Genomic DNA, 18,771 nt, shown 5'->3' on the forward strand with positions numbered 1-18,771 from the left:
GGATTCCGAGACGGGAATTGTTTTTTAGTAGATATGGCCTTATTATGGTCGACCATAACCAAGAACATGATTTGCTACTGAATTGCGACATTAAACCATGACGAGTCTCGAGAACACACTCCAGGAACATTTTAACCTTACGGCTTTTCGCACGGGGCAGAGAGAGATTATCTCTGCGGTTCTTAACCGGAAAGACGTGTTGGCCGTTCTACCGACCGGGGGCGGAAAATCTTTGTGCTTTCAGTTCCCCGCCGTCGCACAACAAAAATTAGTGATCGTGATTTCGCCCTTGATCGCACTGATGAAGGATCAAGTGGCATCACTTCATCGCCAAAATATTCCTGCGGGATGTTTGTACTCAGGTCAGTCTGATGATGAGAAACGCGAAGTGTTTCGTCAACAACAGCAGTCGAAAACATTTATTCTTTATCTTTCGCCAGAAAGGGCCCAAAAGCCTGGTTTTCAACAGTGGATTATGAATAAAAATATTGCCGTTTTCGCCATTGACGAAGCCCACTGTGTATCGCAATGGGGGCACGACTTTAGAGCTGAATACGCCCTTCTGGGAGTCCTCAAACAACTCCGTCCCGATGTTCCGGTTCTGGCTCTGACGGCGTCGGCAACACCGGCCGTGCTCAATGACATTTCTCGCCAATTGGGGATCCAGCGGGCCGAACGACATATTCACGGTTTCTATCGCCCCAATTTGTATTATCAAGTAGAGACGTGTGCCGATGATGGTGAGAAGTATCAATTTCTGTTTCAGAGTCTTACGCAAAATCTTGAGGGCCGAATCTTAATCTATTGTGGAACTCGCAAAATCACCGAAGAGGTCGCCGACATCCTTCAGCAGAAGTTTTCGGGAGTCGGCTACTACCATGCCGGTATGACTCCTAAACAAAGAACGGAAGCTCAGGATTCCTACCAGCGTGGTGAGACTCGAATATTAGTAGCGACAAACGCATTTGGGATGGGGATCGATCATCCCAACGTGCGGTTAGTGGTTCACTTTCAGATGCCGGGAAATATCGATTCGCTCTATCAAGAGATGGGACGAGCGGGCCGAGATGGGAAGCCCTCAACGTGTCTTATGCTTTATTCCAAAAAAGATAAGGGGCTTCAGTCCTTTTTTATTCAGCGATCCGATGCGCCCGCCAACATCAAAAGTTCCCGCTGGCAGACCCTTGATACCTTGGTGAATTATGCGGAAGGTGGAGAGTGTCGTCACGCTGAAATCTTGACCTACTACAGAGACTCTCAAAGAATTGTGAGTTGTGGGCACTGTGATGTTTGTGATCCTCAGTCGGATCGTAAAATTAAGGCTCCGATCAAGCCACTGAAGTTGGGGCATGCTAAGCCCGCCAGCGCTAAAAAAGGGAAACTCAAAAGAGATAAATCTGAAGACGCAGTTTTAAATGGGGAACAAGAGCAACGGTTTCAAGATCTTCGTGCGTGGAGAAAGAAAAAAGCGGAAGAGCTAGATACCCCCGCGTTTATTATATTTAGCGATAAAACTCTGCGCCATCTTGCCGTGGTGAATCCGCAGTCCCTGGATGAACTTAAAAATGTTTACGGTGTGGGAGAGGCTAAAATTGAACGTTTCGGTTCTGAACTTCTTCAACAGATGTGGCCGACTTAGGCTTCGCAAGTCTTTTATATTTTTGCCCTAACCAAAACGTGGTCAAGAGCCATGCGCCAGTGATCGGCAATATCACCATAGAGCTTCCGGTGATTCCAAGTCCGAGAGAGTAAATCAAAGCTTGCGACCACGCACCGACCTGGTCACCCAATCGGTAAACTCCGGTATCAATAAATCCTTTGGCTTTGTATTTGTCTTCGCGAGATACGACGGTGAATAGGATTTCACGAGTAGGTCGGGCTAACGAAAACTCTCCGGCTCGTCTTGCCGCTTGAAAAATCATCAGGACGGTCATCGTGGGCAAAAATACTAAAATCGAAAAACCGGCGAGGGTCAGTAGTGGCATGATCGCTAAAGTCAGAGTGACTCCAAGCAGGCGTAGGCTTTGACTGGTCAAAAACATTTGTGAAACCAGAGTTAGAATATTGACCCAAAGGTCAATTTTTGCGAAGGCGGTGGTTTGCTCTTGAGGGGTTAAAAAGTTGGCTTTTACGATCTCGGCTTGCTGAAAGTAGAGTGTCGTCGAGGTGATTGTAAATAACAAGACATACGCCGAAATGGCTAAGAGATATGGGGATTTAAGAGTATGGGTCAAACCTGACATTAAAGAGCCGCCCACCGCCTCGGTTGGAATTTCTTTTTTCGCCCGCGATTTAGAAAGTTTAGAAATTCTTCGCGCACAGAGAATAGAAACTTCAATGCAGAAGATCGAGGCTAAAAGCAAATAGTAGGGAGAGATGCGACTTGCGAAGTAGGCGGTGACGGCTGATCCGGCAATTCCACCCAGCGTCCCTCCGGCAGAGATAATTCCAAACAATCGGGTGCCTTGCTCGGAATTAAACACGTCCACCATGAGCATCCAGAAAACAGAACACACAAATAAGTTAAAAACGGAAATCCAAATGAAAAATGCACGACCAACCCAAACGATCTGTTCCGGAGCTAAGTAAAAAAATAAAAATAAAAACAAACAAAGATTTAAAGTAAAGAAACGGTAAATGATCGTGATCAATGAGGAGCGTGAAAACTTCTTAGCGAGGAGAGCAAAAGGTAGATTACACACCAAAATTGTAAGTAGAGTGCCGGTATACATCCAAGGAAGATTATGAATTCCACCGGCAATTCCCATCTCTTCTCGAAGAGGTCGTAAAATATAATAGGCGGAAAGAATCGCGAAGAAGTAGATCCATGACCAAAGTAAGAGAGAAAGCTCGGAGCGCTTCACGTCGAAGATTTTATGGAGCATTGAGTCCTCGGCTATAGACGGAGACGGCTTCCCATAAACTCGCTCGAGATATGGGTTTTACCAGGTACGAAGTGAAGCCCACCGAGAGGGCGCGATCCCGTTCGTATTGATGGGTGTGGGCCGATAAAGCAATGATCGGTCCGGTCCAACCTTTTTGACGAATATGAGTAACGGCTTCGAAGCCATCCATCTCCGGCATCTGAATATCCATCAGTATTAAATCAAACTGTTCGCGGTTCATGAGGTCAACCGCCTCGCGTCCATTATTAGCGAAAGTTAAATTGGCATTCGTCGGTGCCATAAACATCTCGAGAAGGTATTGGTTGTCCTCGGAATCTTCGGCGGCAAGAATTTTCAGATGAGAAAAGTCATAAGGAATCGTCGCGGTCTCCCGGGAGGGAGCTTCGCTGCCTTCCGGCAGAGTTTGGTTTTTTAATGTAAACACGAAGGAACTCCCTTTTCCCATCTCGGTTTGGGCGATGAGTAAATCACCATGGAGAAGGTTGGCCATTTTTTTTGAAAGCACTAAGCCGAGTCCGGTCCCGCCAATGCGGCGCAAATTGGGGTCGTCAGCCTGATGAAAGGGTTTAAATAGTTTCTGAATGTGTTCCGCGGAGATTCCGATCCCGCTGTCGGTTACGGTGATCTCCAGCATTTCTCCGTCGGTTCGTTTAAGGCTCACAGCTACAAATCCCTTGTGAGTGAACTTAATGGCATTGCCAATAATATTGGTGAGAATCTGACGGAAGCGAAGCTTATCGCTCACAATAAAACAAGGTGTGTCCTCGGTGGTAAAAGTCAGTTGAATCTGTTTTTTCTCGGCCTGGAGCTTTAATCCTTGAATAATTTCATCGATGATTTCGACGGCGCTAAATTTAGAAAGACGAATGCTGATCTTCTCGTTTTCGGCTTTGGCCAGGTCGAGCAAATCGTCGATGAGGAGACCCAATTGTTTGGAGTTCCGGGAAATGACTTCGACCCATTGTCGCATTTCGGCACCGAGCGTCTGCGATTTAAGGATATCGGTAAAACCCTTGATGACCGCGATCGGTGTGCGAAGCTCATGGCTCACGTTAGCGAGGAAGCGACTCTTGGAGGTATTGGCCGCGAGCGCTTCGTCTCGCGCCCGTTGAGCCTCCAGATAGGGGTTCGACACACACTCAATAAAGACGGCGCGATATAACAAGACAAAACCAATGGCTTTATAAAGGTGGCCTGCAAAGTTGTAGAGGTCGTCAAAGTCTCGATATCTGGTAAAAAAGAAACCGCTCATGGCGAAGATAAAACACGTGCACCCGAGCCAGTGATAACTGACAACGTTGTTTCGCGCCTTCTTGAAGAAAAGAAATCCAGCGACGAGGTTAATTAGCACAATCGTCCACTCCAGACTTACTTTTAATGGAGTGAGTCCCTGGCCGGGCACAAACATGACGGGTAAATCGTCAATGTTGAAAAGTAAAACGTAATACCATCCGCCAATCCACAACGTCGCAAATAGCATAAGCCAACCACGAAGACGATGGTCAAAATTTTCGCCGGGCTTAAATAGACTGACATAGAGAAAACCGAAGGAGCCGGCAAAGCGACTCGCCAGCCAAAAATAAATGGCTTTGTTCGGTCCACTGGCGGTGACAAAGTCGGGCATTCCCGAGAATGAAAGGGTGTGTCCAAAATCAAGCCAGCCTACCATAAAGCTGACAACCGCAAGGATGAGGATGTCAGTGGAGCGCACGTTTTTATAAGTCGCCCAGCCCACGGTAAATATTCCGAACGAGACAAGAATTCCCAAAAATTCGAGAACCATATGGATGGGGAGATAGTTGTTGGTGATATTACTGATCCAACTCGTGCTGGGGAACGACGTGATCGCGAAGATCAAAAGAAAAAAGAAAGCCACGGTCGAGCGAGAAAAGTAAAAATTTTTATCCTGCGACGAAAGTTCTAACCCAAACATGTCACGAGACTTTCTTTTGGCGCACATGGCTCAATATATAGCTCAAATGCGCTCCACATAGAGTGATCAGAGCCGAATAATAAATCCAAACCATAAAAAAGATCACAGACCCTGCAGCTCCATAGGCAGAGCCCATTCCGTTGTTGCCCAAGTAGATGGCAATTGTTTCTTTTCCGATAACAAAAAGAACCGAGGTTAGGAGACCGCCCCGGGCGGCTTGCATCAATGGAACTCGTGGAAAGGGAACATACAAAAACATCACGGTAAAAAATGACCCGTAGAGAATAATCGAAATCAATATATTTACCGTTATAATGATCGTCGATCGATCTCCAGAAAATGGAGATGAAATATATGAGGATATAATAAGTGATGCGGCGAGAATAAAGATAAAGCTTAATGCCAGAATAACGTGAAGAAGACGCTCTTGAAGAAACAGTACCGTCGTGTGCACCAGCGAAATATAAGGGGTCTCTTCCGTACGACAACGAAAAATTCGATTCAGAGCAAATCGAAGTTCACCAAAAACGAAACTCGATGAGATTAATAAAGTTAAAATTCCCAGGGCTCCGGCAAACCCTCGCAAATCGGAGCGCTGTTGAGCGTTCTCAATCACCATTTGTAAAGCGAGAGCTCCTTCAACCCCAACTAAGCGTTGGGCTTCCTCTAAAAACACATTTTTAAAATCAAAGGTAAACTGAGAGGTGACCGTCACAAAAATAATCAAAGTGGGAGCCAAACAAAGAGCTGTATAAAAAGCCAATGAGGCCGCTAATGTGGTGGTTTCATCTTTATTGAATTTTGTGATGAACTCATCGGTGACCCGGTAAAAAAACGATCTCACTTTTTTCATGGCTATAGTATTACCCAGCTTTGTCCGTGAGCCAAGAACCATTAGAAAAAGAAAAGCCATCTTTATTTTTGAAGTTGAAAGTCAGTTCACTTTAAGGGGAAAATGGATCGCATGAGTGACGCATTGAGGCCTAAAACTTATCTCGGTTTATTACTCATTGGGCTTTTCGTTTCTATTTCATTCCACCCCGGATTGAGAAATTTTTTCCAAGTGCGTGGCCTTCCTGCGAAGACGGTTCAAGAGCGCATCGAGGAGCACCGATCGACAGAGGAACGACTTAAGGCTGCTTTTACGCAAGTTCAAGTCTCCTATCCCCCCAAGTCGGTGACGCTGCTGTTTCTCAAGGATAAAAAATCATTACAGCTTTACGCGGGTGACGAAAAAGCGAAATTAAAACTGATTAAATCCTATAAAGTTTTGGCGGCGAGCGGGAAACCAGGGCCAAAGCTCAAGCAAGGCGATTATCAGGTCCCCGAGGGAATTTATAAAATTACCTATTTGAATCCCAACAGCTCCTATCATTTATCCTTGCGCTTAAATTACCCCAATGAGTTTGATCGTGAAATGGCCAAAAAAGAAAACCGATCGAATCTAGGTGGAGATATCATGATTCATGGCCGAAATGTTTCTGTGGGCTGTATTGCCATCGGTGATCCAGGAATCGAGGAGGTTTTTTTTCTGGCGAGCAAGGTGGATTACCGTCAGTGGACGGTTATTTCTGCTCCGACAGACTTAAGAGTTCAGGCGAGGACATTTGTCGTCTCCAACCCGCCATGGATGACTCATTTAGACCAGCAAATAAAGAGTGAATTGGAACTTCTCCCACGCTAAACTGCATGCATTATGCAAAATACATTTGATCCTTCCTCTGTAAAACATGAACGCAGCCATTGGAACACCCTACGACAGTTGGCAATACACCTTTGGCCGGCCCAGCGCTGGAACCTAAGAACTCGTGTGGTCTTTGCAATGCTATTCTTGATACTCGCAAAAGTGATCAACGTTTGGGTTCCTTTTTTTCTGAAATACGCTATTGATGCTCTTTCTGTGGAGTCTTCATTGCTCACCATCCCCGTCGGAATCATCGTTGCGTATGGACTGGCGCGGGTGAGTGTGCAGGCCTTTGGCGAAGTTCGAGATATGATTTTTGTAAAAGTAGCGCAGCATGCTCAACGCACGGTGGGGCTTGAGACGTTTAAACATCTTCACTCTTTGTCTTTGCAGTTTCATTTGAGTCGTCAAACGGGAGGTCTCTCAAGGGTCATCGAGCGCGGAACTCGCGGTATACAGTTTGTTCTCCATTTTATGACATTTAATATTGTTCCCACGCTGCTAGAGCTGTTTCTTGTTACCGCGGTGTTATTTTTTAAGTTCAATATTCTTTTTGCGGCTATAACTTTGACCACGATTGTTCTCTATGTATATTTGACGCTCGCAGTGACGGAGTGGCGAACAAAATTTCGGCAACGTATGAACAAAGAAGAAACCCATGCGAACACCAAGGCCGTAGATAGTCTGCTCAATTTCGAAACGGTGAAGTATTTTGGAAATGAGGAGCACGAATACAAACAATTCGACGCCTCCTTAGCTCGGTATGAGTCGGCCGCAGTTCAGAGTCAGAGCAGTCTCGGTTTGCTCAATATGGGGCAGGGAATTATTATCGGCGTTGGATTGGTGCTTTTAATGTATTTGGCCGCAAAGGGTGTGGTTGAAAAGACCATGACTGTCGGTGACTTCATTTTAGTGAACACTTTTTTAATTCAACTTTATCTTCCATTGAATTTTTTAGGTTTTGTTTACAGGGAAATCAAGCAAAGTCTGATTGATATGGATAAAATGTTCGAACTTCTCGATGTCAGTCCCGATATTGTAGAAAATAAAGATGCCAAAGAGTTGCAGGTCCATCAGGGCAAAGTGATGTTCGAGAATGTCGTCTTTGGATATTCGGAAAAGAGAACTATTTTACACGGAATCAGTTTTACGGTCAGTCCCGGAAAGACGACCGCCATCGTCGGTCCCAGCGGTGCCGGAAAATCAACAATCTCGCGGCTCTTATTCCGATTCTACGATGCTCAACAGGGAGCCATTTCTATCGACGATCAAAATTTGAAAGATGTGACTCAACATTCATTAAGAATGAATATCGGTATCGTCCCTCAGGATACAGTTTTATTTAATAATACGATCGGATACAATATCGCTTACGGGAAAACGGGATCCAGCGATGAAGAAATTCGCAGAGCCGCGCAGATGGCTAAAATTCATGATTTTATTATGAGTTTACCAGATGGCTATAATACGGAAGTGGGCGAGCGTGGACTTAAGCTTTCGGGCGGGGAAAAGCAAAGAGTCGCCATCGCTCGCACCATGCTCAAAAATCCTAAGATTCTGCTCTTTGACGAGGCGACGTCGGCTTTAGATTCTCATACAGAAAAGTCGATTCAGGAGTCGCTCAAAGAGGTTTCCAAGAATCGCACGACCCTAGTCATAGCCCATCGATTGTCGACGATCGTCGACGCCGATGAAATTTTAGTTTTAAAAGACGGGTTAATTGTTGAGCGTGGCCTTCACCGAGAGCTTTTGGCAAAGAAGGGGGAGTATGCCTCGATGTGGAAGAAGCAGCAGCAGGAGGAAGACGCTCGACTCACACAAGGACCTGATCCTGTGTGAGTCGTTGGTCGATTAAGGGCAGAGTGTAGCTCTCTGCTTGAGTCGATCCAGCATCGCGATTGAGAGTTCATCATGGTAGAGTCCATAAGACTCTACATAAAGTCCCTTACAATCTTTTCCGGGGATTGAGATCGCATAGATTATACATTGATCATCAGGATCCGATGAGTTCTCAATTCGACGCATGCAATCCACTTCGAAATCTTTTGGAAAAGCGATGACCTTCCCGGATTGACATTCGAGATGGTCATATTTCGGTACGATGTTTTCGGTGTACCCCTGCTTTTCAAATTCTTTAATGGCCTCTGACAACGTCAGCATCCTGCCGGTTCCAGATTGCAAAATATCTTTACTGGTGATTTGTGACATTACGGATTCCACGAATTTCCTCCTGGTAAGGATGGCGGTTCTACCGCAATCCTAAAATCCTAATTTGCAAAGCCGGGACCCGTGCGTACGGCGAATAAAGCGAACTTCAAACAGACTGTGCGAAAGAAAAACCCATCGTGGGGCATAATTCTACACCACCAAAGTATCACGATTGAGGATTTTTTTTCCACTGCTGCTGAGTGAGTAGCGTGACCGTCTCCGTGTTGGGATCAAATGCGATGATGATTTCACCCTTTTGAATTTGCCGTTCCACCTGTTTTATTTTTGTTTCCAAAGACACTTCTACGGAGCCGTAGTCCGTGCCTTCGCGAAGGATAAAATTGGAGATAATTCCGTGCAACGCCTCCTCCGACAGCGCGGAGGGCGGAACCTCTATGGGAGGGATCTCATCCTTTTTTAGATTTGTTGGTTCCATAGACAAGTTATGGCTGAACATTTTAACAAAGTAAATTATTATATATCGCAAGCTGTGGAATTCCGTTGAGAATCCCACGAAACGTCAACGAGGACCTTGTTTTATTCGAGGAGCGACCGATCTTTTAACCATGGAAACCGAAATCTTAATCAAAGAAAACTGGTTGACGCAAAAACCGAAAGAGTCTGCAGCACTCTTTTCGATTCTCCTGATTGGACTGGTACTGCTCTTGGGAGCGAGTTCCGTCGTCAACACCAGAGGTATTCATGATTTCATGATGGCCTCGAGGGATTTAGTTTTTACAAAAGGACAGTACTGGAGGCTATGGACTTCGCTTTTTGCTCACGGCGGATTTGATCATTTGTTGGGAAACGCCCTATTATTCTTTCCCCTGTCTTATTTACTTATGGCTCACTTTAGTTTTTTATTTTTCCCATGGGCGGCGCTTCTCCTGGGAGGATTGATTAACGCGGTCGTTCTACAAACAATGGCACCGGAGACTTTTCTGATAGGAATCTCAGGAGTTGTCTATTGGATGGGAGCTGCATGGCTCACTTTGTTTTTGCTAGTCGATCGAAGAAAGATTTTTAAGAGACGCTTTGCTTACGCTTTGTTTTTAGCTTTAATGATTTTTGTTCCGGAAACCTATAAGCCTGAGGTGAGCTATTTGAGCCATTTCGTTGGTTTTATTTTTGGGATTGGTTCCGCGATAGTTTACTACGGGATAAACATCGCTCAGTTTCGTTCGGCCGAAGTCAGAGAATATATTTATGATGACGAATTCGATTGGGAGGATGGTCAGCGATTTTTCGGGGACGCGATCGAATCAGAATCTGATCGCCAAGTTTAAACCAGTCGAGTTTTTAGCCTTCGGTAAGAGTTAGGGCGAGGGTTATCAAAGGCCTGTTGCACCAGCTGGATTTGCTTTTCCACCATCACATCAAAAACGGAGAGAAGCGCATCGTGCTGGCCAGTGGGAGTGCCTAGTGCGGGGCTTAGGAGTTCTAGGGTGTGATGGATGGCTTCAATCGTCGAATAACAATGCTCTCGAGGTTGCTTTCGCACTCTAAAACGCGAGGGCTTATCTGGAGTGAAGCAAAAGCGTGGAAGTGATTGAATGTTCTTGCTCTGATGGATCATTTTTCTCGCCGTACACCAGGTTCCATCGATAACTAGAATCATAGGAATTTTGCCATTTGGAAAAAGGGCGCGTTTTTCGTCGTGACTGGCGCGAGAAATATCAAAGGACTGGGCGCCCGGGTATAAAACTATGGGAGAGTAGCGGTCATCGGCGAGAAGTGTGTTGAGTTTTTTATCGTGAGTGTAATCTTGCCCTTCGATCAGCTCTGATTCCTTCAGACATAGATGCGCCATTCGCCCCGTCGCGATTCGCCGCCGAACTTCAATAGGATGAATTAGAATTACAAATTTTAATTGAGGATCGAAGCATTGAATATGTTCGCAAAAGCATCCGAATCGGGGTTGGCGGCAGCGACGACAGAGTTCTCGTTGGGTATTTATTATTTCCACGTGTCCATGCTAGCAATCTCGAAAGGAGGGGTCTCGGGAGAATTCGAATTACCGACAAAGGTCGGGTTTGTGGGGGACTGATCTTTGGTACAGATCTTGTTATTCATTCGGGGGTACAGAGGTTTAAAATGAATAAGTTGAATTCGACGAGTTTATTGGCGTTTACAGTGACTATTTTTGGAACTCAGGCGGCGCAAAGTGCTCCTGTTTGTTTTGAGCTCTTTAGTAAGATTGGGTCCTACTCCCCCCGATTTGCAGAAAGCCAGTCCCCAATGAACGGGATTCAAAACGGTCAACAGCGCCAGCAGGGCTACGTACTTCTTATGGGCTTCCATGCGGGCCGCAGCGCCATCCTCGGTGGAATTGAATATACATTGTCGCAAAATACTCTCAAGGTTGACCGAGTGGTGGATAACCCTGAATTTTATGGGAACAAAGTCTATCGTTCGGTTCTCGAAAGAGCGATTCAAAAAAACAATCACGTCCAACAGATTTTGATCACCCTTGATCAACGTTTTATATCTGCTAACGATATCTCTGTTTTAGAGCGAATGGGGACATCCGCTCTCAAGGACAATGCCGTTGTTCAGGAGCTCTCTTCTATAGGATTTAGCAAAATCAAAGATGTTCACATTTTCGAGCTCAATGGTCGCTCGGTCGTTTCGCTGATCTTTGAGCGAGATTAATCCTAAGCAGCCCCGTGACACTTTTTATATTTTAATCCGCTACCACAGGTACAGGGGTCATTGCGACCGACCTTAGGAGCCTCTCGTACAATAGGTGTCTGAGGAGGGTGATGGTGATGACCTTGTCCCTCCGCATGGGTGTGAGAGTCACCTTCTGCAAAAAACCAACGGTCCCCTTGTTTTCTAAATTTTGCAACCTCGTGATGTTCAATCACTTTTCCATCAGCTCTGTATTTTGCAATAAACTCTACTGTGTTTCCTTGAGCTGCAATCACATTGAGACCGAGCCATTCTGATTTCGCCCATTCTTTAACATCTTTTTCGACGAAACGTTTGCGGGCTTCAGGTGTTAAAGTGTTTTTAATGTAAGTGATGTCACCAACCACATGAGCTGTGTATCTCGACCTCATAAGAGCTTCGGCGGTCTGAGGCTGCGCGGATCCTTTAAGGAAGGGTTCGCAACATTGAGAGAAATTGATTCCGCTACCGCAATGGCAAGTCATGAGAGATCCTTTCGTTAGAGTTAAAGAGTATGCGCTAAATTGAGTGTCTCGTCACGGACGAGATTGACAGATTTGGGGTTTCGCATAAAATGCTGAGCGACATGCCTCTCGACTTTAAAAAGCTCCTTTCCGCTCGATTTCTATTTACTTTTGCCGTGCAAATGCAAGCCGTAGTTCTCGGTTGGAGAATCTACGAACTACTTAAAGATCCCTTATCCCTTGGATTTATAGGTCTGGCCGAAGCGGTTCCGGCCATCGGCTTAGCGTTGTATGCGGGTTACATTGTGGATCGCTCTCGTCCACTGGCGATCTATCGCAGAGTCATGTACGTGAGTTTTTTATCAGGGGCTATAGTTCTCGCCGAGCATATATGGGAGGCGCGAATGAGTTTGGTGACTCAGGCAGGATTGCTCTACGGAGCTGCGTTTTTAACAGGACTGGCACGGTCGTTTGCGCAGCCCTCGATCTATGCTTCTGTGCCACGATTGGTGGAACGTCATCAGCTCATGCGGGCAACGGCGATGACAAGCTCAGCGATGCAGATTGCGCGAATCGCAGGTCCCGCCTGTGGCGGTTTGGTTTTTGGTTTTTTTGGGGCGATCGTTTCTTCGTCGATCGTTTGTGTGTTACTCATATGCGCCAGTATGTCGATGTTGCTTGTCAAAAAGGACATACCTCCTCCAGATACTCGTCATAAACATGCCTCGATTCGCGATGAGTTTTTATCGGGTATAAGGTTTGTATTTAATCACCCCATTTTATTGCCGGCCCTTTCTTTAGATATGGTCTCCGTATTATTCGGGGGAGTGACGGCGTTACTTCCTATATTTGCCGAAGAAGTCCTATTTGTCGGGCCCAAGGGACTGGGAGCCTTGCGGGCCGCACCGGCAGTGGGTGCGGCGCTCATGAGTCTCTATTTGGCGCGCCATCAACTCAAGGGCAGATCAGGTCACTGGTTGTTTTCTGCCGTTACTGGATTTGGAATCTGTATTTTGATCTTCGGCCTGAGCGAAAACTTTTATTTATCTCTTGGAGTTCTCGCACTGAGCGGTTCGTTCGACAGTATAAGTATGGTGATTCGCTCATCGGCAGTGCAGTTTTTCTCTCCGGATCATATGCGGGGGAAAATTTCTGCAGTGAATTCTATCTTTATAGGATCGTCCAATGAGCTGGGAGAACTCGAGTCGGGAATTGCGGCGAAAATTCTGGGAACCGTTCCCGCCGTTTATTTTGGTGGAATCATTTGCCTGATCACCGTGGCCGTAGCCGCATGCGCCTCGCCGCGACTACGTATGCTCGACCTTAAGGACCTGGAAAAATAACTAAAAGTCATTACGACTATCGCTTTGTGGGCTCACCTGATGAGTTCGAAGATGGAACGGGATGGCGGTCTTTCGAATCGGAGAACTGAATCTTTCTATTCTTCATCATGATGTCGTCTCGAGAGTCACTCCGATACGATTTTACAGAGATTGAGCTTTTATCATTGATACCCGTGCTCTCAGTGCTTTTCGTTCTCTCATTCGTTTTCGTGGCCGACACTTCATCAGCGACGCTCGTTTCTATGGCATGAGCCGAGAGAATAAATAGGGAAGAAACAAACATGATCGTAAAAATTGTTAATAGAAATTTCATAACTATCCTCCATAAAAAAAAGGGGCGATAAATGCCCCCTTTTAATTCATATGCACTGACTCTTATCGTTGCTGAGGAGTTTGTGCATTTTTGCGAGACTGAGTTTTATCTTCTCGACGAGAGGGAGCATCAATATCAGACTCATCTTCGAGATCTGAATCCATGTCATCGTCTTCGTACTGAGATGCTTTTTCTGACTTACCGCCAGCAAATTGTTGATCTTTTGATCCCGCAAACCGTTGGTTCTCTGCATCGTGAGAGCTCATCTTCTTGTTTTGATTCTGTGAATCTCTTTTTTCCATAAAAACTCCTTTGACGTAAATCCATTTGCGTCATCTCGTCGAACGTGAAGTTCAAGACTCGAGATAACATGGCATCAGGTTGTGCAACGAACAGGCCATGCTCGATAACGACTAAATTCGACCCAAATTGAATTTAAAACGGTTTAATAGGAGGGTCTCAATTTTCTGTTTACAAATCGCCACGGGCTCCGGGGCGATTTTCCCAAAAATCAAAGTGGAAAATTTTTGGAATCAATAGGTCTAGGTGGTAATGATTTGGCGCGAAATTTTTCGGCGACCTACCAGCAATATGCAAAGTGCCAAAGTTGAAGTGGTCGCCATCACAACGACGATAGGAAATATGTCTCGAACACCGAGAACCCCTACAACCGTGGATGCGAGGGCGCCAATACCCATTTGTATAAATCCCATAAGAGCGGATGCACTCCCGGCTGTTTTTCCAAAGGGGGCCATGGCGAGAGCGGTGGAGTTCGGATTGGTTAAGCCGAGACACGAAAGAATGGTAAAGAGAAAAACAACTGTTCCCACAACACCAATCCAACGCATTGAGGTCAGCCAGCATAAACAGATGGCCGCGACGACCTGTAAGATAAAACCAAACTGCAGCACTTGTTCATTTTTGTATTTTTTTAATAAAAGAATATTAAGCTGACTACAACCGATAAGCCCAGCGGCGATAAAGGCAAAGATCCAGCTGTAGGTTTGTGCGCTCAGACCGAAAACGTCCATAAAAATAATCGGCGAACCCGCGAGATAAGTGAAGAGCCCAGAAAACGCGACCGCTCCCGAAAACACGTAGGTATAGAACTGAGGTTCCCTTAAGATTTTTCCGAAAGTTTTAAATATGGGCCCCAGTTTTAAGGAAACGGAGGGGTCCGCCTTATGACTTTCAGGAAGCAGTGTTGATACCGTGAGAAGAAGGAGAGCGGCGATGACGGCCAGAGCGATAAAAACAGAGTGCCAACCAAAGTAAGTGGAAATGTAGCCACCTGCTGTCGGGGCTAATAAAGGAGATACTCCGAGAATAAGAACCAAAAGAGAGAGGACCTTGGCGCTTTCTTGCGTCGAGAATAAATCTCTCACCATAGCCATTGTTGCCACACCAGCGGCGCAACCGCCGATGGCCTGCAAGAAACGTATACAGATAAGAACTTCAATCGATTGCGCCAACAAACAGCCCAGCGAAGATATAATATAAAGAGCGAGTCCGACACATAAAGGTTTCTTTCTTCCGAAACGATCGAGAAGGGGCCCGTAGAACAATTGCCCCAACGAAAGGCCAATGAAGTAACTTGATAACGAAAGAGAAACGCTGGCGACCGTCGTATTAAAATCTTTCGCGATCTCCGGGAATGCCGGGAGATACATATCAATGGAAAAAGGGCTTAGCGCAGTTAAAGAGCCTAAGATAAGAATGATTAGAGATTTTTTGGGAATCGCCTCAGACATTGAGCGTCGCTTTCTTTATTTAACATTGAAGGTTTTTGAGGCTTTAGTTTGGCCGTTGATAATAATATCAATACGATGCTGACCCGGGTAGTGAATTCGTGTGGTCATTTGCTTTAGGGAGTGTTTCTTTTTTATCGAATGTTTGCCCTCACTAAAGAGTAACTCTTTGATTTTAAAAACTTTCTTAGATGTTGATCCATTTTTTTTAAGGTAATGAATGGCGTACTCCACCCGAAGGGTCCGAGTTTCGCGACTTTTATAATCAAGATCAAATGAAAATTCGAAATCGCCCCCTATCCTAAAGGGCTTCTCAGAGACGTAAAGTTGGGGAACCGAAACGTGCTTTACCGAGCTCAGTCCAAAAATTTCTAGAGCTTTTTGGTCTCCTCTTTTTAACAGGGTACGCAAGCCATGTTTTAAAATCCAGTCCGTGCCTACACTTTTGCCGATCCACTGGCGAGCCACTTTTAAAACGAGATCGGGGTGGTCTTTGGCAATGTCGTTGAGATTATTAGCGACGCTTTTTCGAACGTATAGCGATTTGTCGTCTTTAAGATTGTTTAAAATTTTAAGAACCGGAGACGGATCCTCAATAAAGACTCGAAGCTTAAAGGACCAGGGGAGTCGAGGCCTGCATCCTTCGGAGGAGAGCCGACGGACGTGTTCGTTCTTGTCCGACGACCACTTGAGGAGAAGAGGCATCATCGCTTCTGGATCTTGAGCAATAAAGGGACGTATTGCGAATTCCGAAGATATAAAGGGAGTGAAAAACTTGAGAGCCTCAATCGAAGTTTTCCAGTTTTTAAGTCCGTGGACTTCCACGAAATCAGGAAATAGAAGAGCGCCTAATCCTTTAACGTGGGGGATCGTCTTTTTTAAAACGTTAATTTTTTCTTCGTATTTCCCTGGAACAAAGTCAAAAAGCAGCTGGGCTATTTTGCGAATACGTTGTTTGAGCTCTAGATCTGACCAGGTCGAATCAAGGACTGTTCTATTAAACTTTTTCGTATCAAATGGGCCACAATTTTTTTTGATCTGGAGCGAGAGATTTTCGACAAAACTTCGATCTAAATAATTCTTTAAAAGTTCGGCCATACTCTGCTCCGCGAATCGCTGTTATTCATCGATTCGCGGCCTAAGTAAAGGGAAAATTATCCACCAACTCCGTCGAGAGTGGCGATGATCATCTTGAGATGAGAAGCCCTAAATTCCAGGACTCTCAGCAGGCGTACTTTTTGATCAATTTGCCGTTCGAGATCTTGAATGGCCACGTTCTTTGGTGGATTCTGTTTCTTCAGTTCTTCCAGAGTGACGCGAAGCTGTTGAAGCTTTTCAGCTTCGCCTTTGATGTCCAGCTCCACTAAATGGAGTTCGTACTTCTTTTCTTCCTTCGCTGTATATTTGTCTTTGTTTACAGCCTTCAACGGTGGGTTAAACTGAAGAAGAAGTTGAAGTTCGTCCACATCGTTGACCAAATGTAGGGGTGTGCTTTGGGTAACAAACTCTTTTTGCCCAAGATTTATCCCTTTAGCTAACAACTGACTCAATAATTTTTTGGGACCTGCAGGGTAGACGCCGTCGAAAGGAGTATTGAATTGGGGGAGAAGGAGATGGAGAGCATTTTTTCCATCAACTGTCGTCCAGTTCACGTCAGCTCCAAGCTCGGTAATCTTCATGATCAGACTCTCGGTGTCTTGGGAAGCCATAATCGATGAGTCTAAATAGCGTTGAATCAGCACAGCGAAAAAAGATTTTTTATCCATCCGCAACTGATTGAAATTGCCATTGTATCTTGCGAGGAGCTCAAGAGCCTCCGTGGATTTTACGTAAAATACGGCATTCTGTTTATTTTGATCCAAGGAATTAGGATCGAGTTGCCGCTCTAAGAACTGCTGAGCAATGCTGAGATGATTGTTGCGAAGGGCTTCCATGAGGTAGTTCTCTCCGCTGGCTTTGTGCGCCCATTTAAAATCAGCGCCACTCTCGAGGATGTAATTGACGAGCTCTGCATTTCCAAGAGCAATAAAGTTGGACATTGCTGTGTAGCCTCTATTGTCTTCGACGTTGAGCGAGGCTTTATTTTGGACGAGCGGTTCGGCGACAGCACGGCTACGGGCTTTGCTAAGAACAGTTTGTCCCTTGTTGTCCTGGGAGTTGGGATTGGCGCCCGCATCTATAAGGATCTGGGTGCGCGCCAGGAGATCTTTGGCGACAGCGACAGATAGGGGAGTGTCGCCATTCACGTCTTTTTCATCCCTCGCAAATCCGCGCGCAATCGCCCGCGTCAGTTGTTGATCTGTTCCTTGAGAGGCGAGAAGGTGCATTACCGTTTGCTGAGCCTGGTTCCGCTCGTTGAACTTCTGCACACGCTCGATCAGTCGGTCCACCACACTTGCGTTTTGTTTCTCGATAGCGACGTGAAGGGCGGTCGTCGCTGATGGGCGAAGGTCCACCATTGCATTATTATCTAAAAGCAAATGGATCGTTGGGCTTAAATTGGAACTGATCGCTTGGAGCAACGGAGTCTCGGAGAGGTGGTTTAACTCATTCACATTTACTTTATGAGTCACAATCAGTGCTCGCGCCAACGATTCGTGCTTTTTAGAGATCGCCAGATAAAGTGCCGAGTTCCCTTGTTGATCTTTGATTTGATGATCAATTCCGCTGGCAAGTAAAAATTCTAGCGTTGATTGATCGACATCACTATTGATGGCGACAAGGAAAGACTTTTGTCCGTTTTGCATGGGGATATTGATATCCACCTTCTTGTCGACGAAGAGCTTAATGTGAGCGGCGCTTTTTCTCCGGAGTGCAACGTGAAACGCGGTTTCTCCATTGGCATTATAGGATTTATCATCAGTAAGGCCGCTCAGAATTAAATAGGCTGCAACTTTGGGATATCTAATAAAGATTTCATCATTCTGAAGAGCGTGATGAAGTGGAGTTTCTCCCGACGAGTTTTTAACATTAATGTCGGCGCCCGCCTCAACAAGAGTTTTAACGACCGCAAAATTTCCGTTTTTTGAAGATGCGAAGAACAGAGAGGAGCTTCGCAGAGCCATCCAAATGGGAAGGGCTGGTGCAGATTGCCCAAATTCTTTTAAAGGAACATTCACATCGATTTTACCAAGTTGGATATCACGTTTAACACACGCGGCGTCTCCGAAGCGAATGTCGCGAATAAAAATTTCTACCCAAGATGAACTCGGCCCAATCGGTCCCGGCGATGCGCACTTTTCTTCCGAGAGGGGAATGTTAAAATCATCGGGATTAAATAATCCATCGGGAAGGGCTAGAGGGGGCGGGTTGCCGCCACCACCGTCACCACTTTTACAAGCCGTTAAAAACAACAAACTGGCGATAAAAAGGGCCAATAATCTAACCATGAACTTAAATCCTTTGTAGGAGTTGACGAGTTTATAAATGTTTCGTTGGCAAAAAGAAATGGCCTTGAAGGCATCTGGTAATCGATTCACTCACTTAAGGTTTTCGCCGGTCA

18 protein-coding genes are annotated in these 18,771 nt (G+C 45.6%); 6 read left to right on the plus strand and 12 right to left on the minus strand.

All coding sequences use genetic code 11. The features are described from left to right. Positions 1 to 97 precede the first annotated feature (97 nt). Positions 98 to 1,639, plus strand: a complete 1,542-nt coding sequence (locus K2Q26_10780) for an ATP-dependent DNA helicase (protein MBY0315997.1) — start codon at positions 98 to 100, stop codon at positions 1,637 to 1,639. Here the strand turns inward: K2Q26_10780 and K2Q26_10785 are convergent. From K2Q26_10785 to K2Q26_10795, 3 genes are read right to left on the minus strand one after another with little or no spacing between them, the layout of a single operon-like run. Then, positions 1,587 to 2,885 carry a hypothetical protein gene (locus K2Q26_10785; protein ID MBY0315998.1) on the minus strand — a complete coding sequence of 433 codons (1,299 nt, stop codon included), beginning with the start codon at positions 2,883 to 2,885 and terminating at the stop codon, positions 1,587 to 1,589. The genes K2Q26_10780 and K2Q26_10785 overlap by 53 nt on opposite strands. Continuing rightward, the gene (locus K2Q26_10790) at positions 2,875 to 4,839 is read right to left on the minus strand and encodes a response regulator (GenBank protein MBY0315999.1); all 1,965 of its coding nucleotides are present in this window, start codon (positions 4,837 to 4,839) and stop codon (positions 2,875 to 2,877) included. Before K2Q26_10790 ends, K2Q26_10785 begins: the two co-directional genes overlap by 11 nt. A 1-nt stretch (position 4,840) precedes the next feature. Continuing rightward, complete coding sequence (locus K2Q26_10795) at positions 4,841 to 5,692, minus strand: YihY/virulence factor BrkB family protein (protein MBY0316000.1); 852 nt, start codon at positions 5,690 to 5,692, stop codon at positions 4,841 to 4,843. Positions 5,693 to 5,803: 111 nt separating this feature from the next. Here K2Q26_10795 and K2Q26_10800 point away from each other — a divergent pair, with 111 nt between their 5' ends. Both K2Q26_10800 and K2Q26_10805 read left to right on the plus strand, forming a co-directional pair. Next, a complete protein-coding gene (locus K2Q26_10800) occupies positions 5,804 to 6,523 on the plus strand; it encodes a L,D-transpeptidase family protein (GenBank protein MBY0316001.1) in 720 nt (239 codons plus the stop codon). A gap of 12 nt (positions 6,524 to 6,535) precedes the next feature. Continuing rightward, entirely contained in the window at positions 6,536 to 8,362 is a 1,827-nt protein-coding gene (locus K2Q26_10805; GenBank protein ID MBY0316002.1) for an ABC transporter ATP-binding protein/permease, read from the plus strand. Positions 8,363 to 8,374: 12 nt separating this feature from the next. On the opposite strand, the gene K2Q26_10810 is transcribed toward K2Q26_10805, so the two are convergent. After that, the gene (locus tag K2Q26_10810; GenBank protein ID MBY0316003.1) at positions 8,375 to 8,743 is read right to left on the minus strand and encodes a hypothetical protein; all 369 of its coding nucleotides are present in this window, start codon (positions 8,741 to 8,743) and stop codon (positions 8,375 to 8,377) included. 154 nt (positions 8,744 to 8,897) lie between these two features. Beyond that, positions 8,898 to 9,167 (minus strand): YheU family protein, encoded by a 270-nt coding sequence (locus K2Q26_10815; protein MBY0316004.1) that lies wholly within the window; start codon positions 9,165 to 9,167, stop codon positions 8,898 to 8,900. A gap of 130 nt (positions 9,168 to 9,297) precedes the next feature. On the opposite strand from K2Q26_10815, the gene K2Q26_10820 reads away from it, so the two are divergent. Further along, positions 9,298 to 10,017: a rhomboid family intramembrane serine protease gene (locus tag K2Q26_10820; GenBank protein ID MBY0316005.1), complete on the plus strand. Its 720-nt coding sequence runs from the start codon at positions 9,298 to 9,300 to the stop codon at positions 10,015 to 10,017. On the opposite strand, the gene K2Q26_10825 is transcribed toward K2Q26_10820, so the two are convergent. Continuing rightward, positions 10,014 to 10,697, minus strand: a complete 684-nt coding sequence (locus tag K2Q26_10825; GenBank protein ID MBY0316006.1) for a DTW domain-containing protein — start codon at positions 10,695 to 10,697, stop codon at positions 10,014 to 10,016. The two genes, K2Q26_10820 and K2Q26_10825, sit on opposite strands and share 4 nt — an antisense overlap. A 128-nt stretch (positions 10,698 to 10,825) precedes the next feature. Between K2Q26_10825 and K2Q26_10830 the strand changes: the two genes are divergently transcribed. Continuing rightward, a complete protein-coding gene (locus tag K2Q26_10830) occupies positions 10,826 to 11,383 on the plus strand; it encodes a hypothetical protein (GenBank protein ID MBY0316007.1) in 558 nt (185 codons plus the stop codon). 2 nt (positions 11,384 to 11,385) lie between these two features. Here the strand turns inward: K2Q26_10830 and K2Q26_10835 are convergent, their stop codons facing one another. Then, positions 11,386 to 11,886, minus strand: a complete 501-nt coding sequence (locus tag K2Q26_10835) for an SEC-C domain-containing protein (protein MBY0316008.1) — start codon at positions 11,884 to 11,886, stop codon at positions 11,386 to 11,388. A gap of 89 nt (positions 11,887 to 11,975) precedes the next feature. On the opposite strand from K2Q26_10835, the gene K2Q26_10840 reads away from it, so the two are divergent. Then, positions 11,976 to 13,208: an MFS transporter gene (locus tag K2Q26_10840; GenBank protein ID MBY0316009.1), complete on the plus strand. Its 1,233-nt coding sequence runs from the start codon at positions 11,976 to 11,978 to the stop codon at positions 13,206 to 13,208. Between the two features lie 16 nt (positions 13,209 to 13,224). Here K2Q26_10840 and K2Q26_10845 read toward each other — a convergent pair whose 3' ends face one another. From K2Q26_10845 to K2Q26_10865, 5 genes are all read right to left on the minus strand, one after another. Further along, complete coding sequence (locus K2Q26_10845) at positions 13,225 to 13,521, minus strand: hypothetical protein (protein MBY0316010.1); 297 nt, start codon at positions 13,519 to 13,521, stop codon at positions 13,225 to 13,227. 62 nt (positions 13,522 to 13,583) lie between these two features. After that, a complete protein-coding gene (locus tag K2Q26_10850) occupies positions 13,584 to 13,823 on the minus strand; it encodes a hypothetical protein (protein MBY0316011.1) in 240 nt (79 codons plus the stop codon). 240 nt (positions 13,824 to 14,063) lie between these two features. After that, on the minus strand, positions 14,064 to 15,272 hold the full coding sequence (locus K2Q26_10855; protein ID MBY0316012.1) for a multidrug effflux MFS transporter: 1,209 nt from the start codon (positions 15,270 to 15,272) through the stop codon (positions 14,064 to 14,066). Between the two features lie 15 nt (positions 15,273 to 15,287). After that, positions 15,288 to 16,367, minus strand: a complete 1,080-nt coding sequence (locus tag K2Q26_10860; GenBank protein MBY0316013.1) for a DNA alkylation repair protein — start codon at positions 16,365 to 16,367, stop codon at positions 15,288 to 15,290. Positions 16,368 to 16,423: 56 nt separating this feature from the next. Further along, positions 16,424 to 18,658 (minus strand): ankyrin repeat domain-containing protein, encoded by a 2,235-nt coding sequence (locus K2Q26_10865; GenBank protein ID MBY0316014.1) that lies wholly within the window; start codon positions 18,656 to 18,658, stop codon positions 16,424 to 16,426. Positions 18,659 to 18,771 lie beyond the last annotated feature (113 nt).

It is taken from the genome of Bdellovibrionales bacterium (genome assembly GCA_019750295.1).
GTDB lineage: Bacteria > Bdellovibrionota > Bdellovibrionia > Bdellovibrionales > JAGQZY01 > JAIEOS01.

What these genes read in the sequence shown, in the direction of transcription:
- K2Q26_10780 (MBY0315997.1), top strand. Translation starts at nt 98, where the DNA reads ATGACGAGTCTCGAGAACACACTCCAGGAACATTTTAACCTTACGGCT.
- K2Q26_10785 (MBY0315998.1), bottom strand. Translation starts at nt 2,885, where the DNA reads ATGCTCCATAAAATCTTCGACGTGAAGCGCTCCGAGCTTTCTCTCTTA.
- K2Q26_10790 (MBY0315999.1), bottom strand. Translation starts at nt 4,839, where the DNA reads ATGTTTGGGTTAGAACTTTCGTCGCAGGATAAAAATTTTTACTTTTCT.
- K2Q26_10795 (MBY0316000.1), bottom strand. Translation starts at nt 5,692, where the DNA reads ATGAAAAAAGTGAGATCGTTTTTTTACCGGGTCACCGATGAGTTCATC.
- K2Q26_10800 (MBY0316001.1), top strand. Translation starts at nt 5,804, where the DNA reads ATGAGTGACGCATTGAGGCCTAAAACTTATCTCGGTTTATTACTCATT.
- K2Q26_10805 (MBY0316002.1), top strand. Translation starts at nt 6,536, where the DNA reads ATGCAAAATACATTTGATCCTTCCTCTGTAAAACATGAACGCAGCCAT.
- K2Q26_10815 (MBY0316004.1), bottom strand. Translation starts at nt 9,167, where the DNA reads ATGGAACCAACAAATCTAAAAAAGGATGAGATCCCTCCCATAGAGGTT.
- K2Q26_10820 (MBY0316005.1), top strand. Translation starts at nt 9,298, where the DNA reads ATGGAAACCGAAATCTTAATCAAAGAAAACTGGTTGACGCAAAAACCG.
- K2Q26_10830 (MBY0316007.1), top strand. Translation starts at nt 10,826, where the DNA reads ATGAATAAGTTGAATTCGACGAGTTTATTGGCGTTTACAGTGACTATT.
- K2Q26_10835 (MBY0316008.1), bottom strand. Translation starts at nt 11,886, where the DNA reads ATGACTTGCCATTGCGGTAGCGGAATCAATTTCTCTCAATGTTGCGAA.
- K2Q26_10840 (MBY0316009.1), top strand. Translation starts at nt 11,976, where the DNA reads ATGCTGAGCGACATGCCTCTCGACTTTAAAAAGCTCCTTTCCGCTCGA.
- K2Q26_10845 (MBY0316010.1), bottom strand. Translation starts at nt 13,521, where the DNA reads ATGAAATTTCTATTAACAATTTTTACGATCATGTTTGTTTCTTCCCTA.
- K2Q26_10850 (MBY0316011.1), bottom strand. Translation starts at nt 13,823, where the DNA reads ATGGAAAAAAGAGATTCACAGAATCAAAACAAGAAGATGAGCTCTCAC.
- K2Q26_10855 (MBY0316012.1), bottom strand. Translation starts at nt 15,272, where the DNA reads ATGTCTGAGGCGATTCCCAAAAAATCTCTAATCATTCTTATCTTAGGC.
- K2Q26_10860 (MBY0316013.1), bottom strand. Translation starts at nt 16,367, where the DNA reads ATGGCCGAACTTTTAAAGAATTATTTAGATCGAAGTTTTGTCGAAAAT.
- K2Q26_10865 (MBY0316014.1), bottom strand. Translation starts at nt 18,658, where the DNA reads ATGGTTAGATTATTGGCCCTTTTTATCGCCAGTTTGTTGTTTTTAACG.